Annotated in this window: 11 protein-coding genes and 3 pseudogenes; 3 read left to right on the top strand and 11 right to left on the bottom strand. The window is 59.6% G+C overall.

Going from position 1 to position 15365, the window contains the following annotated elements:
• Positions 1–31: 31 nt before the first annotated feature.
• From ACFQDL_RS23465 to ACFQDL_RS23415, 11 genes and pseudogenes are all read right to left on the bottom strand, one after another.
• Complete coding sequence (locus tag ACFQDL_RS23465) at positions 32–1009, bottom strand: TRAP transporter substrate-binding protein (RefSeq protein ID WP_379911118.1); 978 nt, start codon at positions 1007–1009, stop codon at positions 32–34.
• Positions 1010–1083: 74 nt separating this feature from the next.
• Positions 1084–2362: pseudogene (locus ACFQDL_RS23460) on the bottom strand (TRAP transporter large permease subunit).
• Positions 2359–2853, bottom strand: coding sequence for a TRAP transporter small permease (locus ACFQDL_RS23455; protein WP_379911117.1), 495 nt, complete (start codon positions 2851–2853; stop codon positions 2359–2361). Before ACFQDL_RS23455 ends, ACFQDL_RS23460 begins: the two are co-directional and overlap by 4 nt.
• A 189-nt stretch (positions 2854–3042) precedes the next feature.
• On the bottom strand, positions 3043–4038 hold the full coding sequence (locus ACFQDL_RS23450) for a TRAP transporter substrate-binding protein (protein WP_379911116.1): 996 nt from the start codon (positions 4036–4038) through the stop codon (positions 3043–3045).
• Positions 4039–4108: 70 nt separating this feature from the next.
• Positions 4109–5101, bottom strand: coding sequence for an AraD1 family protein (araD1, locus tag ACFQDL_RS23445; protein WP_379911115.1), 993 nt, complete (start codon positions 5099–5101; stop codon positions 4109–4111).
• Between the two features lie 10 nt (positions 5102–5111).
• Entirely contained in the window at positions 5112–6284 is a 1173-nt protein-coding gene (locus tag ACFQDL_RS23440) for an L-rhamnonate dehydratase (RefSeq protein ID WP_379911114.1), read from the bottom strand.
• A gap of 23 nt (positions 6285–6307) precedes the next feature.
• Positions 6308–7329, bottom strand: a pseudogene (locus ACFQDL_RS23435) (4-hydroxythreonine-4-phosphate dehydrogenase PdxA).
• A 389-nt stretch (positions 7330–7718) separates the two neighbouring features.
• Positions 7719–8453 carry a FadR/GntR family transcriptional regulator gene (locus ACFQDL_RS23430; protein WP_379911113.1) on the bottom strand — a complete coding sequence of 245 codons (735 nt, stop codon included), beginning with the start codon at positions 8451–8453 and terminating at the stop codon, positions 7719–7721.
• 421 nt (positions 8454–8874) lie between these two features.
• Positions 8875–10050, bottom strand: a complete 1176-nt coding sequence (locus ACFQDL_RS23425) for an IS91 family transposase (protein ID WP_379911112.1) — start codon at positions 10048–10050, stop codon at positions 8875–8877.
• Positions 10043–10681, bottom strand: coding sequence for a tyrosine-type recombinase/integrase (locus tag ACFQDL_RS23420; protein WP_379911111.1), 639 nt, complete (start codon positions 10679–10681; stop codon positions 10043–10045). The genes ACFQDL_RS23425 and ACFQDL_RS23420 overlap by 8 nt, the downstream gene beginning before the upstream one ends.
• A pseudogene (locus tag ACFQDL_RS23415) lies at positions 10681–10836 on the bottom strand (phage integrase N-terminal SAM-like domain-containing protein); the annotation flags it as partial. The pseudogene ACFQDL_RS23415 and the gene ACFQDL_RS23420, both read right to left, overlap by 1 nt.
• Positions 10837–11364: 528 nt before the next feature.
• Here ACFQDL_RS23415 and ACFQDL_RS23410 point away from each other — a divergent pair.
• Genes ACFQDL_RS23410 through ACFQDL_RS23400 form a run of 3 tightly spaced genes read left to right on the top strand, consistent with a single transcriptional unit; the run spans position 11365 to position 15360 of the window.
• The gene (locus ACFQDL_RS23410; RefSeq protein WP_379911110.1) at positions 11365–12393 is read left to right on the top strand and encodes an acetamidase/formamidase family protein; all 1029 of its coding nucleotides are present in this window, start codon (positions 11365–11367) and stop codon (positions 12391–12393) included.
• Complete coding sequence (locus ACFQDL_RS23405; RefSeq protein ID WP_379911109.1) at positions 12381–12830, top strand: acetamidase/formamidase family protein; 450 nt, start codon at positions 12381–12383, stop codon at positions 12828–12830. The genes ACFQDL_RS23410 and ACFQDL_RS23405 overlap by 13 nt, the downstream gene beginning before the upstream one ends.
• 55 nt (positions 12831–12885) lie before the next feature.
• The gene (locus ACFQDL_RS23400) at positions 12886–15360 is read left to right on the top strand and encodes an acetamidase/formamidase family protein (RefSeq protein WP_379911108.1); all 2475 of its coding nucleotides are present in this window, start codon (positions 12886–12888) and stop codon (positions 15358–15360) included.
• Positions 15361–15365 lie beyond the last annotated feature (5 nt).

Raw genomic sequence — 15365 nt, 5'->3', positions numbered from 1 at the left:
GACGCGCTGGGCCCGGTGGTTGGCGTTGGTGTTACTGGGCCGCCGCGGTAATGGCATCGATCCATTCGCGGCCGTTGGCCTCGATATAGGTATCCCAGGTCGGCTTGATCACGGCCTGGAAGGCGGCGGTATCGACGTTCTCCTCGATTTCCATGCCGCCGGCCCGCAGCTGGGCGATGATCTCCTTCTCCTGCTCGACATTGAGCTCGCGCTGGTACTGGCCGGCCTCGCGTGCAGCGCTCAGGACCGCCTGCTGGTACTCGGGCGCGAGGTCGTCGAAGCGCTCCTTGTTCATAACCATGATCAGCGAGGTATAGGCCTGGTTGGTCAGCGACAGGTACTTCTGCACCTCATGGAACTTGGCCGACCAGACGATGCCGATCGGGTGGTCCTGGGCATCGACGGTGCGGGTCTCCAGCGCCGTATAGAGCTCGCCGATCGGCATCGGCACCGGGTTGGCGCCGAGCAGCGAGAAGGCCTCGATCAGCGACTTGTTGGAATTGGTGCGCATCACCAGCCCCTTGACGTCGTCCGGGGTCCTGATCGGGTGCTTGGAATTGGTCATGGCGCGAAAGCCCACTTCCCAGAATGCCAGCCCCTTCATGCCCACATTCTCCACCAGGCCCAGGGCATTCTGGCCGACCTCGCCGTCGAGCACCCGGTAAGCCTGCTCGCGATCGCCGAAGATATAGGGCAGGTCGAAAGCGCCGAGCTCGGGCACCAGGCCGGCGAAGTTCGGGTTGCCGGACATCTCGATATCGATGGTGCCGCTGCGCACCCCGGCGATCATCTGCTGGTCGCCGCCCAGCACGCTGTTGCCGAAGATCTTGACCTCGACCTCACCGCCGGTCCGCTCCTTCACCAGTTCGGCGAAGCGCTCGGCCGCGACCTGCTGGGTATCGGAATCCGGTGCCGCATGGGCCAGTTTCAGTTCGATGGCGGCCTGGGCCTGGGTCATCGACAGGGCCGTCAGGGCGGCGAAGGTGAAGGCTTTTATTGTTGCTTTCATCGTTCTCTCTCTTGTTGGTGGTAAGAGGCGGCAACCGACGCCGGAGCGCCGGCCACCGCCGGGGGTGCTCGGTTTCAGCCGGCCAGCCACTGCATCGGCGCGATAATGATCTGCGGGAAGGCGACGAACAGCAGCAGGATGGCGACGTAGGCCAGGGCAAAGGGGAAGACGCCGGCCACCGCCTTTTCGAACTTGATGTTGCCGACACTGGTGATGACGTTCAGTACGTTGCCGACCGGCGGTGTGATCAGCCCGATCGAACAGTTCAGCACGAACAGGATGCCGAAGTAGACCGGGTCGATACCCGCCAGTTGGACGATCGGCATCAGGATCGGCGTCAGCACCAGAATGGTTGGCGTCAGATCCATGACCATGCCGACCACCAGCACCACGCCCATGATCGCCAGCATCAGCAGCCGCGGATTGTCCGCCAGCGGTGCCAGCATGTCGGCGACCATCAGCGGCAGCTGGGCGATGCTGATCAGCCAGGACGCGACCATTGCCGCCGCCACCAGGAACATCACGATGGCGGTGCTGCGCGCCGCCTGGCCCAACACTTCGTACAGCTGCGCCAGGTTGAGCTCACGGTAGACGACGGTGGCGACGAAGATGGCATAGACAGCCGCCACGACACCGGCTTCGGTCGGTGTAAAAACGCCTGTCTTGATGCCGCCGATGATGATTACCGGCAGCAATATCGCCCAGAAGCTGTCACGCAGCGCCTTGAGTCGCTCGCGGCCGCTCGCCTTTTCGGCCACCACCAGATCTTCTCTGCGGGTCATCAGCAGCCACATCAGCACCAGAGTGACACCCATGATCAGCCCCGGCACGATACCGGCCAGGAACAGCTTGCTGATCGAGATGCCACCGGCGACACCGATGATGATCAGCGGGATCGACGGCGGAATAATCGGCGCGATGATGCCACCGGCCGCCATCAGGCCGGACGAGCGCCCCAGCGGATAGCCGGCCTGGCGCATCATCGGCAGTAGCATGCTGGCCAGCGCCGCGGTATCGGCCACCGCCGAGCCGGACAGGCTGGCCATGATGATGGCGGCGAAGATGGCGACGAAGCCCAACCCCCTTGCGATGCCCGACCAGGCTCATCGCCAGTACGACGATACGATTGGACAGGCCACCGCGGGACATCACCTCGCCGGCGACGAGGAAGAACGGAATCGCCAGCAAGGTGTAACTGTCGGCCCCGTTGACCAGGTTCTGCGCCAGGATCTGGGAGTTGAACATGCCCAGATGCAGCATCAGCACCACGGCACTGACGAGCAGCGCGAAGGCGATGGGCACGCCGAGGCCGATGGCCCCGAGCAGCGAGCCGATGAAGAGTGTGATGGTCATGACTGGTGCTCCTCGGGCAGGGCCGGACCGGCTGGCAAGAAGACCCGGTACAGCAGGACGATCGACATTAGTACGCCGGCCAGCAGGCCCGCCAGGTAGAAGACGCCGACCGGGATGCCGCTGATCGGCGAAAGGTTGTCCCAGTTCAGCAACGTCTGCTTGTAGCTGCCGACCGTCAGCATCAGGCTGCAACCGAGCATGGCGAGGGTGACCAGCCGCTGCAGTACCTGCTGCACGGCGGACGGCAGCTGCTCCACCAGGGTGGTAACGCTCAGGTGCTGCTGTTTCAGCAGCGCCACGACGGCGCCGAGGAAGGTCACCCAGACGAACAGAAACCGCGACAGCTCGACGCTGACCGAAATGCCGCTGTTGAATCCGTAGCGCAGCACCACGTTGACGAACACCAGCGCGATCATGGCGACCAGCGCCAGCACCATCAGCGCGTTCAGCAGCCGCTCGGTGAGCTTGGCCACTTTGTCTATCAGCTGCATCTTGAACTCCGGGCCGGAGCGGCCGAGCGCACCCGGCAATTGCGATGCCCCGGCCGCCTTGCCCCCGGAATGAGTGTTAACAGAAAGCATAGCGCCCTCTCGATTCTGTATGTGCATCGACAATCGGCAGATCGTCGTCCCGGCCGCTGCGCAGGAAGCGCTCGCGCGACCCTGATTGCGACGCAGTCATCACTTGGCTCTTTCCACGGCATCGAGCAGTTCACGGCCGTGCTTATCGATGAAGTTCGCGCGCACCGGCTGTTCGGCGATGGCGCGCATCGAAGCCCGATCAGGCTGCTCCACGACCTTGACGCCCTGTGCCTTCAGGAAGGCGAGGTCGTCCGCCATGCGGCTGTTGTTCAGCTCGCGCTGATACCGGGCCGCGGCCAGCGCCTCCTGCTCCAGCACCTGTTGAAACTCGGCCGGCAGGCTGTCGAACCTGGCCTTGTTCATGATCAGCGGCGCCGCGGTATAGGCATGAGCTGTCAGCGACAGGTGCTCCTGCACCTCGTGCAGCTTGGCCGAGCGGATCAGCGTCACCGGATTCTCCTGGCCGTCGACGGTGCGGGTCTCGAGCGAGGTGAAGAGTTCCGCGAACGGCATCGGCGTGGGATTGGCCCCCAGCGCCTTGAAGGCGGCGATATGGGCTGGGTTCGGCGTGGTGCGCAACTTCAGGCCCTTGATGTCGGCGGCGTCCTCGACCGGACGACGCGAGTTGGTCAGGTTGCGAAAGCCGATTTCCCAGAACGCCAGCCCCTTGATGCCCTTGTCGGCCATGCGGCCGAGCAGGTCCTGGCCGACCGAGCCGTCCAGCACCCGGTAGGCCTGGTCCGCATCCTCGAACAGGAACGGCAGGTCCAGCACGTTGAGTTCGCCGACCAGGCCGCTGAAATAGGGGTTGCCGGACAGCTCGATATCGATGGTGCCGCCCCGGACGCCGGCGATCATGCCTGGATCGTCGCCGAGCTGACCGCTCGGAAAGATCCGGACCGTCACCTCGCCGCTGGTGCGTTCGGCCACGCGCTCGGCGAAGCGCTCGGCCGCCAGGTGCTGCGAGTCCTCGACCGGGTGGGCATGGGCGAAGGTCAGCTTCCATTCCGCAAGGGAGACCTGGCTGAACGAGAGTGCCGCGGCACTCGCAGCGGCGATCAGCAGGGCTTTCAGAGGTTGGGTATTGGTTATCATCTCGGGCACCTCTTTGTTGTTATGGTTGCGGGTATTGACGTCCGCCGGTACGAACCGGCGGACGTTGGAACTAAAGCACGCCGGCCACCGCCACCGAACCTGGCGCCTCGGCGAAGCGCAGCGGATTGCGCAGCGCCCGACCCAGTGACGGCAGCTCGATCTCGAAGCGATCCCCGTCACGGGTTTTCACGCCGTCGGCAAAGCTCAGGGTCGCGGTACCGAAGTAGTGCACGTGCAGGTCGCCTGGACGGCGGAACTGCGGGTACTTGAAATGGTGATGTTCGAGGTTGGCGATGCTGTGCGCCATGTTCTCCTCGCCGGTCAGAAATGGCTTGCGCCAGACCACCTCGCCGTCGCGCACGATGCGGCTCTCCCCTTCCAGGTGGGCCGGGAGGTCGCCGATCAGCAGCTCCGGGCCGTAACTGCAGGCACGTAGCTTCGAATGCGCCAGCCAGAGGTAGTTGGCGCGCTCGGTGACATGGTCGGAAAACTCGTTGCCGATCGCGAAGCCCACCCGCCAGGGTGCCGTCAGCGGCATTGACGTAGAGCCCGACCAGCTCGGGTTCTTCGCCGGCATCCTCGGCGAATGCCGGTACCGGCAGTGGTGCCTCCGGCGCGATGACGATGTCGCCATCGCCCTTGTAGAACCACTCGGGCTGGGCGCCGGACTTGCCGGTCCCGGGCTTGCCCCCTCCAGGCCGAGCTGGAACATGCGCATGCTGTCGGTCTGCTCGCTCGCCTTGGCCGACACCTGGGCATGCATCTCGGCGCGGGTGCTGGCGCTGCCCAGATGGGTCAGGCCGGTGCCGGACACCAGGCAGCGCGCCGGGTCCGGATGGGTGATCGGCGGCAGCAGCTGCTGCCGGTCGATGACCTGCTTGTAATCGAGCAGCTCGTGACTGCGGTGGCGGCCGATCAGTTCAGCCAGCGGCACGCCTGCGGCGATGGCGGCCTGCGCCAGCGCGTAGGTGCCGCCGTCGAAGTCGACGAGACGCAGCTGGTCGCGGCTCTCGACGACCGCGGCCCGCACGCCCCGGGAATGCCGGATCTGGACGATTTTCATGCTGCCCTCCTCACTCGATGATGTTGAACTGATCGAGATACTTGTCCGAGATCGACAGCCCCAAACCCGGCTTGTCGTCGTCCAGATCGATGAAGCCGTTGTCCGGCTCGGGATCGCCCTCGAAGATGTAGTAGAACAGCTCGTTGCCGACCTCGACGTCGTGTACCGGGAAGAACTCGGACATCGGCGATGCCAGCGTCGACATGGTCAGGTGGTAGTTGTGCATCTGGCCGGCGTGGGGGATCACCGGGACGCTGTAGGCCTCGGCCAGGGCGTTGATCTTGTGTGCCGCGGTAATGCCGCCGACACGGTTGGTGTCGTACTGGATCACCGAAACCGCCTTCCTGTAGAGCAGCTGCTTGAAGCCGTAGCTGGTGAACTCGTGCTCGCCGCCGGAGATCGGGATCGAAGTCAGCTGGTTCAGTTCGGCATAACCGTCGATGTCGTCGGCGATCACCGGCTCCTCGAGCCAGCGCGGCTCAAACTTCTCCAGTTTCGGCAGCATCCGCTTGGTATATTCCAGGTTCCAGCCCATGTAGCACTCGAGCATCAGGTCGATGTCGTCGCCGATCACCTCGCGCACCGCCGCGACGCTGTCGAGGTTCTTGCGCATGCCTTCCGGGCCGTCCTTGGGACCGTAGCCGAAGCGCATCTTCATCGCGCTGAAGCCCTGATCCAGATAACGCTGCGCTTCCTCCTGCATCTCCTTCAGGTCGGTGCGGTAGAGCTTGGAGGCGTAGCAGGGGATCTTCTCCTTGGTGCGGCCGCCGAGGAGCTTGAACACCGGACGGCCGGTCGCCTTGCCCATCAGGTCCCAGAGCGCGATGTCGATCGCCGAAATCGCCGCCATCCCGACGCCCTTGCGTCCCCAGGCGTGGGTCGAGCGGTACATGCGCTGCCACAGGTATTCGTAGTCGAAGGGATCGTGGCCGATCACCAGCGGCGCCAGATACTGATCGACGATCGCCTTGGCGATGCGCGGCGCCAGCGCCACGTTGCCGATGCCTACGTGGCCGTCATCGGTTTCGACCTCGACCACCGTCCAGCCGTGGAAGCGGAAGGTGCCCATGGAGTCGCCGCGGTCCCAGAGCTGGTCCATGGCATTGGAGCAGAAGTGGGGCTGAGGTGGGACCGTGTGGCCTTTCCACTCGAAGGTGCGCGCCCGGACTTTGGTGATTTTCATCGATGGATTCTCCATGTTGCTGCTCAGTTGGTCTGGGCGCGGTAGGCGGCACCCATCCGGCAGGCGATATTAAAGGCCTGCAGCGCCGCCTCGACATTGGCGCGGTTCTGGCCGGCGATGTCGTAGGCGGTGCCGTGGGCCGGCGTGGTAATCGGAACCGGCAGGCCGCCCTGCACGGTGACGCCCTTCTCGAAGCCGAGTAGTTTGATGGCAATCTGGCCCTGGTCGTGGTACATCGTGACGATGGCGTCGAGCTCACCGTCGCGCGCTTTCAGGAAGATGGTGTCAGCCGGGAAGGGCCCCAGCACCTGCAGCCCCTCGGCGTTCAGCTCGGCCACTGCCGGTGCGATGATGTCGATCTCCTCGCGACCGCAGACGCCGCCGTCGCCGCCGTGGGGATTCAGCGCCGCCACCGCAACCCGCGGCTCGACGATCCCCGCCGCCTGCAGCGAGCGGTGGATCAGCCGGCTGGCTTCCTTGATGCGCCCCTTGTCGAGGTACAGCGGTACGTCCTTGAGCGGTACGTGAGACGAGATCCGGGAGGTCCAGAGCCCGCCCAGCGTATTGAATTCGCAAAGAAGCTTTCGACACCGAGAAAGTCGGCGAAGTAGTGCAGCTCGTCCTCGAACTTCAAGCCGGCCTGCTTCATCGCGTGCTTGTTCAGCGGCGCGAAGCAGATGGCATCGATCTGGCGGTCGCGCACCGCCGCCAGGCACAGATCCAGCACCCGCAGCACCGAGGCGCCGCCCGAGGCCCTGGCGACACCGGTTTCGACCTCGTCCGGGGAAACCGTGTTCAGCGCCAGGAACAGCGGCTTGCCGCAATCGTCCAGCTCGCGCGCCTCGGCCAGGGAGCCGATCGGCTGCACCTCGACGTTGACGCCGGCGATCTCCTGCCCCTGCCGCCACAACCAATCATCGCCCACCAGCACCACCTTCGCCGCATCCAGCACCTGTGCCCGGCTCAGCAGCTTGGCGATCAGCTCAGGTCCGATACCGGCCGGATCCCCCAGTGTCAGCGCGACCGTCGGCTTGTCATTGACCATCTAAAGCCCCTCTCGTTGATTGCTCGGCCAGCCCATTTACAAATCCGCTCTGGCCTACTGGTTCGGTAACTGTACCAGTACATTCAAGCATGGGTCAAGCGCCGAAAATTCACAGAAATACGAGCACGACGTGTCCGGGCTACCCTGTGCGGCCGGGCCGGAGGTCCGGCCAACCGGAGCGATGGGAATTGAAAGCCCAGATTGAACCGGACTGCGGCCGGCAGACGCCGGCTTTATCCGCCGGGCAACGGGCCTTTATGATTAGCCGTCAGGGCAGACCGCAAAGCACGCGGTCCCAGGGCACGACCTGGGCACCGGAAGGGAGATGGCACCGGTCCGGTTTCGTCCGGGGCATGGAGTCGGATTCGGTGATCGGGCGCAACAGGCGTTCAGCTGCAGCCCCGCATCGCCTCGACGGTCGTGCAATAGACGCTGTCGATATGCTGCAGCATGGCCTGTTCGGCCGCTTCGGGATTGCCTGCCTCCAGCGCCCGGTAGATGGCCTCGTGCTCCTGGTAGCTGCGCTCGATCGCCCCTTCCGACTGCATCACCAGACGGCGGAAGTGCAGCCCGTAACCGTAGAGGTCTTCGGTATATTTGAGCAGGATGTCGTTGTCGGCGTATTCCGAGATCAGCTTGTGGAAGTTCTTGTCCGATAGCTGGAAGTGCACCGGCTCCTGGAACAGTTGCTTCTGCTGGTCGAGCAGTTTGCGCAATGCCGCCAAGCCCTTGCGATCGATGTTCACGGCGGCCTTGCGGGCAATCGCCGCCTCGATCACCCGGCGACTGTCGAATACAGAATCAACATCGTAGTTGTTGATCTCGACCGACCCGAGTTCGGGCAACAGTTGCGTACAGCGCTGTAACAGCTCCTCGTTGCGGTTGACCCGCGTCTTGGCGCCGTGGGACACGCTGATCAGGCCGTAGGCGGCAACGATTGCCAACGCGCCGCGCACCGTTTCGCGGCTGACGCCGAACATGTTGCCGAGCTCCCGCTCACTTGGCATCACATCGCCGTCGCGCAGCAGGCCGGTAAAGATCATCTCGAGTATCTTCCCGGCGAGCACGTCTTTCTTGGTCTTGTTGGTCAGGGCCTTCTCGAAGGCAAAGGCATTGGTAGTCATAGAGGAACCGGTTGCTGCATAACTTGTTTGGTTATTAGTCCAGTGTAACGATAATCCCCGCCGCGGTCATGCCATGGAGGCAACTAGTAACAACGGATGGATCCCATATTGCATAAGCTTTTCTTCGCTGTGCGCAGCATGGCGGATAAACGTCCGTTGAACTGAGCCGCGTCGATCCGACCACCGCTTCTATATGGAAATTGTTTGATCTTTACGACTGTCGAGGCCCGAGGTGGGAGAGGATGCCGATCGGCGTGGCGTTGGATAGGACTCGAAAAACGGTCATGCAGTCCTCTTTGTTTTGCAATTTACCTGGCTGAATAGCGTCAGTTTGGCCAATTTCCAGCCGATAAGCCAGCCGAAGGCCTGAGCGCGTTCAAGGCGCCCATTCCGGAACGCGCGCTGCGGTCGATGGCGGCGTTTAAGCCGCCGTCATTGTTCGAGCTTTCTGCGGTGAGACCTCCTCGTAGAACTGCAAGTGCCCCTGACCGCAGCGTGGGCAACGTTGTGGCGGCGATGGCTCGATCATCATCGGGGCCGGCGGCTTGGTCGGGACGCTGTCGCTGGCTTCCTGACTGGCTATCTCGGTCCGCTGCTGTTGCAGGCAGTCCCGGATGCGTGTCAGTTTCTTGCGGCGATGACAATTGGCCATGAACCCCAGATGTCGGGTCCACATAAAGCCGGCCGGTAGTACATGCAGCAGGAAGCGGCGGATAAACTCGATGCCGGACAACTCCATCACCTTGCGCTTATCCCTATCGCGGTAGTCCTTCCAGGCGAAGCGGACCGACTGCTCGTCCATCTCGACAAGGCGGCCTTGGCTGATGGCAATGCGATGGGTATAGCGCGCCAGGTACGTCAGTACCGTCTTGCTGTTCTGGTAATAGGCCTTGCTGTAGACCACCCAGTCGGTGACCATCAGTTCATCCAGCTTGGCCGATAGCGCACGCGCGTCTCCCACTTTCGGCAGCAGCCCCTTGCTGTAGGCCTGGCGCAGGCGCCTGACCATCTCGCCACGAAAATACCGCGACAGGGCCCTCACCGGGAACAGGTAGTTGGATTTGGCCGGATGCCAGGCATCCCCCTGCTTGGACAGAGCGCCGCCGGGTACCAAGCAGTGAAGGTGTACATGCCGGGTCAGGTTCTGCGACCAGGTATGCAGGACCGCAGTCATGCCCAGCTCGCCATCGAGCCGCTTCGGATCTTCCCCGAAGGTCTTCAGCGTCGTCCAGACCGACTTGAACAGCAGGTCATAGAGCATCGCCGGATGGCATTGTACCCAGTCGTTCAGACTGTGCGGCAAGGTAAACACCAGGTGAAAGTATGGCACGGACAACAGGTCCTGTTGCCGGTCTTCCAGCCACTGCTGGGACGCCTGCTGTTGGCACTGCGGGCAATGGTGGTTGCGGAAGGAGTGGAAGCGAATCTCATGATAGCCACAGCGGTTGCAGCCCCAGCTTTGCCCGCCCAGGGCTTCGGTCCGGCAACAGCAGATGCTGTGACAGGCGCGGGCTTGCTGCGCCGCCAGGGGGCAGCGCTCTTGATAGGGTGCCAGGAAGCGCGCCATGATCGCCGCCATGGTGGGTTGGTCAGTCATCGCTCAGTACCTCCCGCAGCAGGTCGCAGCCTTTACCCAGACCGGGCCGGCACGCCGGCAACCAGTAGATGTAGCGCTGGGTACTGCGGATATTCTGGTGTCCGAGCAAGTGCTGCAACTCATGCAGTGGCATGCCCGCGGCCAACTGATGGGTCGCGAACGCATGACGCAGCGAATGAATACCGCCGATTTTTTCGATACCGGCTCTATTCTTCGCCGCCCTGTAAACCCGCTGGATCGCGTTTCGGGTCAAGGCGGTCGCCCGGTCGTCAGCGCTGTAGATCAGGATCGATTGCGGGCGATACTTCAGCCAGTAATGCCGCAGCTGCTTGAGCAGACACGGGGTCAACAAGGCATGCCGGTCTTTGGCGCCATTGCCCTGCTCGATGCGGAGATAGCCTTGAGCGCTCTCGATATCCCGTCTGACCCGCAAGCCGGCACCGTAGCAGACGGCCAGTAGGGTCTGGTGCTTGAGATTGGCACAGCTTTGGATGATCTGAGCCACCTCCGCCGGGCTGAGCAGTTCCGGATGCGCTGCGGAACTTTCGGATAGTCCAGCGTCAGTCCATCCAGGGGGCGTTGTAGCACATGCAGATAGAAGAAGAGAATACCGTGCATCGCCTGTCGGCAACTGGCCAGCGACAGGTGCTTCTCCTTGATGAGATACAACAGATAGGCCTGGATCTGGTCGCGGTCCAGCGTATCGGGCGATCGCCGGTAGTGTCTGACGAGCTGGAGCATCGCCCGCAGATAGGCCTCTTGGGTATTGGCGGCGACCCCCTTCATGATCTTGGCATCGATCATTTTTCGACGTAACGGTGTCATCACTTATCTCCTTCATCAGGTCGACCGACAGTGGTCACAGATAAGTGTGGGCAATGGGGAACGTGGGGGAGCGTCTGAGGCCTGGAGCTACCGCGAAGCGGTTTAGTTCAATACCGATAATCTTCCTCGCAGAAGAACCTCTTCTGCCGCCGGCTACCACGTTTGTGTTACGTGATGAGGGTACCCTGGCACAACAACCCGGGCCATCTTGGCCATGTACAACCTCCTTGTTCAAAAATGGATCCATCTTACGACAACATCAGGCGGGATCTCGGAAATAGGTATACTGTACCTGGGGTTTGGTAAAATGGCTTTTTGATAAGTGATCTTCAACTAGGTAACAGCGGCTCCATGCCAAAATATATTGCCACCGACAAGAATTAGTGCGCCTGCCGACAAGAAGAAACCGCACCCTCCGGAACATAATATCTGCACGTGCTGGACAGCCGGGGCGCGTTCAACATCAAGCAGTTATCCGAGGAGAAAATCATGACAGAGCATATTTGCACAGCAGGTTGCACACATGGCATCACAGCGGAGAATAAAAAAGATGTCGTCGAGGAATTTGATACGGCACGGCGTTCTTTTCTGCGGAACTCCCTTGTCGGTGGCGGGGCCGCCTCACTGGGCGCAATGGGCGTCACCATGTCGCCGATGAGTTATGCCGCAGGCGCAACTAATGCTTCAAAAGATCCAGACGCTCCCGGCCCGATGCATTATTACATTCCTGCCACCCCGGAAACCGTTATGTGGGGCTATTTCAGCAAAATAGCCAAACCCACCGTTGAGATCGAATCGGGCGACTTTGTCACCATGGAAACCCTAACCCACCATTCCAATGATGATGCTGAACGGATGGTGAAAGGCGACCCAGGTGCTGAAAGCATTTTTTATTGGGATGCCCAACGCAAAGGTGTCGACCGTCGTGGTGCCGGTCCGATGGATGCCAACATTGGTGCGGGTGCTGGTGCGGGTGTGCATATCTGTACCGGACCAGTGCGAATCAAAGGCGCTCAGCCAGGTGATATTCTGGAAGTACGCATTGCCGATGTCACACCAAGACCCAGCGGCAATCCCAAATACAAAGGCAAGACTTTTGGTAGCAATGCTGCTGCCAATTGGGGATTTCATTACGGAGATATGCTCACTGAGCCGAAACAACGAGAAGTCGTCACCATCTATGAAGTCGATGCTACTGGAGAGCGTAATTGGGCCAAGGCAGTCTATAACTATCGTTGGACACCGCAAACCGATCCCTTCGGCGTTGTTCATCCCACTATCGATTATCCAGGCGTGCCGGTAGATCCCAACACCATCACTAAAAAAGACAATATCCTGCGTGATATCCGTATACCGATCCGCCCACACTTCGGCACTATCGGCCTTGCTCCTGCCGAAGCGAATATGGTGAACTCCATTCCACCTAACTACACCGGCGGCAACATCGACAACTGGCGAATTGGCAAGGGTGCAAAGATTTTTTCCCAGTCGCCGTTGATGGCGCAATGTTTTCAGTAGGCGACCCACACGCTTCTCAAGGTGACTCCGAACTGTGCGGAACCGCTATCGAATGTTCGTTAACCGGTACTTTTCAGTTTATATTGCACAAAAAAGCCGACCTCCCGGGCACACCTTTGGCCGAACTTAATTACCCATTGTTGGAAACTCAGGACGACTGGGTGCTGCACGGCTTCAGTTATGCCAACTATCTGAGTGAGCTGGGACCCAATGCCCAAGATGATATCTACAGCAATTCTTCTGTTGATAAAGCCTTACGCGATGCCTATCGCAAAATGCGTCATTTTTTGATGACCACCCAGCACCTGGACGAAGACGAGGCGATATCGCTGATGACGGTGGCGGCGGACTTTGGTATCACACAAGTCGTCGATGGCAACTGGGGTGTCCATGCGATCCTTAAAAAATCCATGTTCCCCGCCCGTGGTAGCAATTGATATGGCATAACACTTGCAAAAGTAATATTCAGTAATCAGAGAGTAACACACGACTTTGACTGATCTGAAACGCTTCTCCACCAGCGCTGTACCGACAGAGTTACGCCAGCCGGCCTGGAATGAGATACTTTCCAGGCTCGGTCTGGTGAGCGATGCTGTGAGTTTAGGCTATAGCGATGATTGTAGCCATATGGCACTGTCGGTCTCGACACGCGACTCAGTATTTGTACAACTCACCGCAACCCCACAGATTCTCTCGCCAATTTCAGGCAAAGCAACCCAGCCCGTACAAGGCACTGTATTGGTGCTCGCCTTGCTTGATGGCACCGCGCAGGTGCTAGAAGACGATCAGTCAGTCACATTACGCTCGGGCGATATCATGTTGCTCGATCCAAGTCAATTCTGGCAAATGGTATTGCAAACCCATTTCAGAATTATGTTGATCAAACTGGAGTCTTCTAGCTTTCTGCTCAGGCTAGTGCGAACTGGACGACAGGAAGCGAATCGTATCAATACAGAACAGGGTATGGGGACGTTATGCCTGAACATGCTGCAATCGCTGACCGATCAGTTGCCGCATCTGGATCGCAATGAACTGCCTGCCTTGGAAACGACGCTGGCCGAATTACTGGTGGCCTGTCTCTCACATAAACATTCAGGAGCCAATGATGACGTCACAGATGTGCAATTGGCCCACTTACGCCGCGTTTGCCGATCGGTAGATTCCCGTCTGGATGATCCTGATCTGCATATTGATAAAATCGCCGCACAGGAAGGATTATCAGCAAGGTACATACAGAAGCTGTTCAAAAACAGTGGCACAACGTTCAGCGAATACCTGAAAAGCCGGCGGATACAACATTGCTGCATTGATCTGGCTAATCCGGCCTTGGCACAATTCAGTATTGCCCAGTTGTGCTATCGCTGGGGGTTTAATGACGCTGCTAATTTCAGCCGCACCTTTTCGCAGTTTATGGGCATGTCGCCGAAAAGCTACCGTGCGGCACCGCCTCAGGATCTGCATGAACAGCTTCGGCGTGGTTGCCCACAAACAAAACCCTCTGCTCGTTTACCAGTCACCGAACCTCAGAAATTGACGTTGCAAGACGATATTCAACAGCGGCGCCGACCGTTTCAAGACGTACTGGATGATCACGCTCGTTACGCTCTTTCCCTGAGGCTTGCGCCTAAACGCGCACTTGCACCAGAGGACAGCGTACCAGCGCAGACAAATGCTCACGCACCTCGGCAGTATTATCTGCCAGTGTCGGATAAAACCGTTCACTGGGGCTATTTCAGCAATGAGATTAAACCGGTGTTAACCATTCGCTCTGGCGATATTGTGACCATTGAAACCTTGTCCCAGCATGCTAGCGATGACTGTGAACGTATGATTGAGGGTGATGCCGGAGCGCAAAGCGTTTTCCATTGGACGCGCACTGCCAAAAACGTAGACCGGCGCGGTGCTGGGCCGATGGATGCCACAATATTTGGACGCGGTGCCGGAGAGGGTTTTGGTGTACATATCTGCACCGGCCCGGTGTATGTCACCGATGCCGAACCCGGCGATGTGCTGGAAATACGCATACTCGATATTCAACCCCGTCTCAGCCGCAGCTCGGAGCATCAAGGAAAACACTTTGGCAGCAACGCTGCCACCTGGTGGGGCTTTCAATATGACGATTTGCTGACCGAACCCAAAAAGCGTGAAGTGGTGACCGTATACGAAGTGCATCAGCACACCCACCCACCACATGCCAAGGCGATCTATAATTTTCGCTGGACACCACAGACCGATCCTTATGGTATTGTGCACCCGACCATTGACTACCCGGGAATACCGGTCGATCATGCCAGTATCGACAAACAGTTCGGCATACTCGAAAAAGCAACGATTCCCGTCAGACCACATTTCGGAGTGATGGCAGTTGCGCCGAGGGAAGACGGTATGGTTGATTCGATTCCACCCAGCTATTTTGGCGGCAATATGGATAACTGGCGCGCGGGAAAAGGCGCTAAGTTATTCCTGCCTGTTGCTACATCGGGAGCACGATTCTCGGTCGGTGATCCCCATGCTTCGCAAGGCGATTCGGAATTATGCGGCACCGCCATCGAATGCTCTTTAACCGGCGTATTCCAATTGGTGCTACACAAACAAAGCGATATAAAAGGCAGCTTTATGGATGGACTCAGTCATCCGTTTCTGGAAACGCCGGATGAATGGGTCTTGCAGGGCATGAGCTTCTCCGACTATCAGACCGAACTTGGACCTAATGCCCAAACTCAGGTGTATAAAAATTCATCAATGGAAGGAGCTATGCGGGATGCTTTCAGAAAAGCCCGCCATTATCTTATGAAGGCCCATCAACTGAGTGAAGATGAAGCCATCTCACTGATTTCCGTGGCAGTAGATTTTGGTATTACCCAAGTGGTGGATGGTAATCTGGGTGTGCATGCAATTATTCGCAAAGCCATTTTTCCGGACTACGTTGCAAGCAAACCAGAAAAAAACGTTTCAATTTCCAATTAACGATA

The sequence above is a fragment of the Marinobacterium aestuariivivens genome (genome assembly GCF_042661465.1).
Lineage (GTDB): Bacteria > Pseudomonadota > Gammaproteobacteria > Pseudomonadales > Balneatricaceae > Marinobacterium_A > Marinobacterium_A aestuariivivens.
Note: the sequence above shows the minus strand (reverse complement) of the source record. Positions and strands in the feature narration are given on the sequence as shown.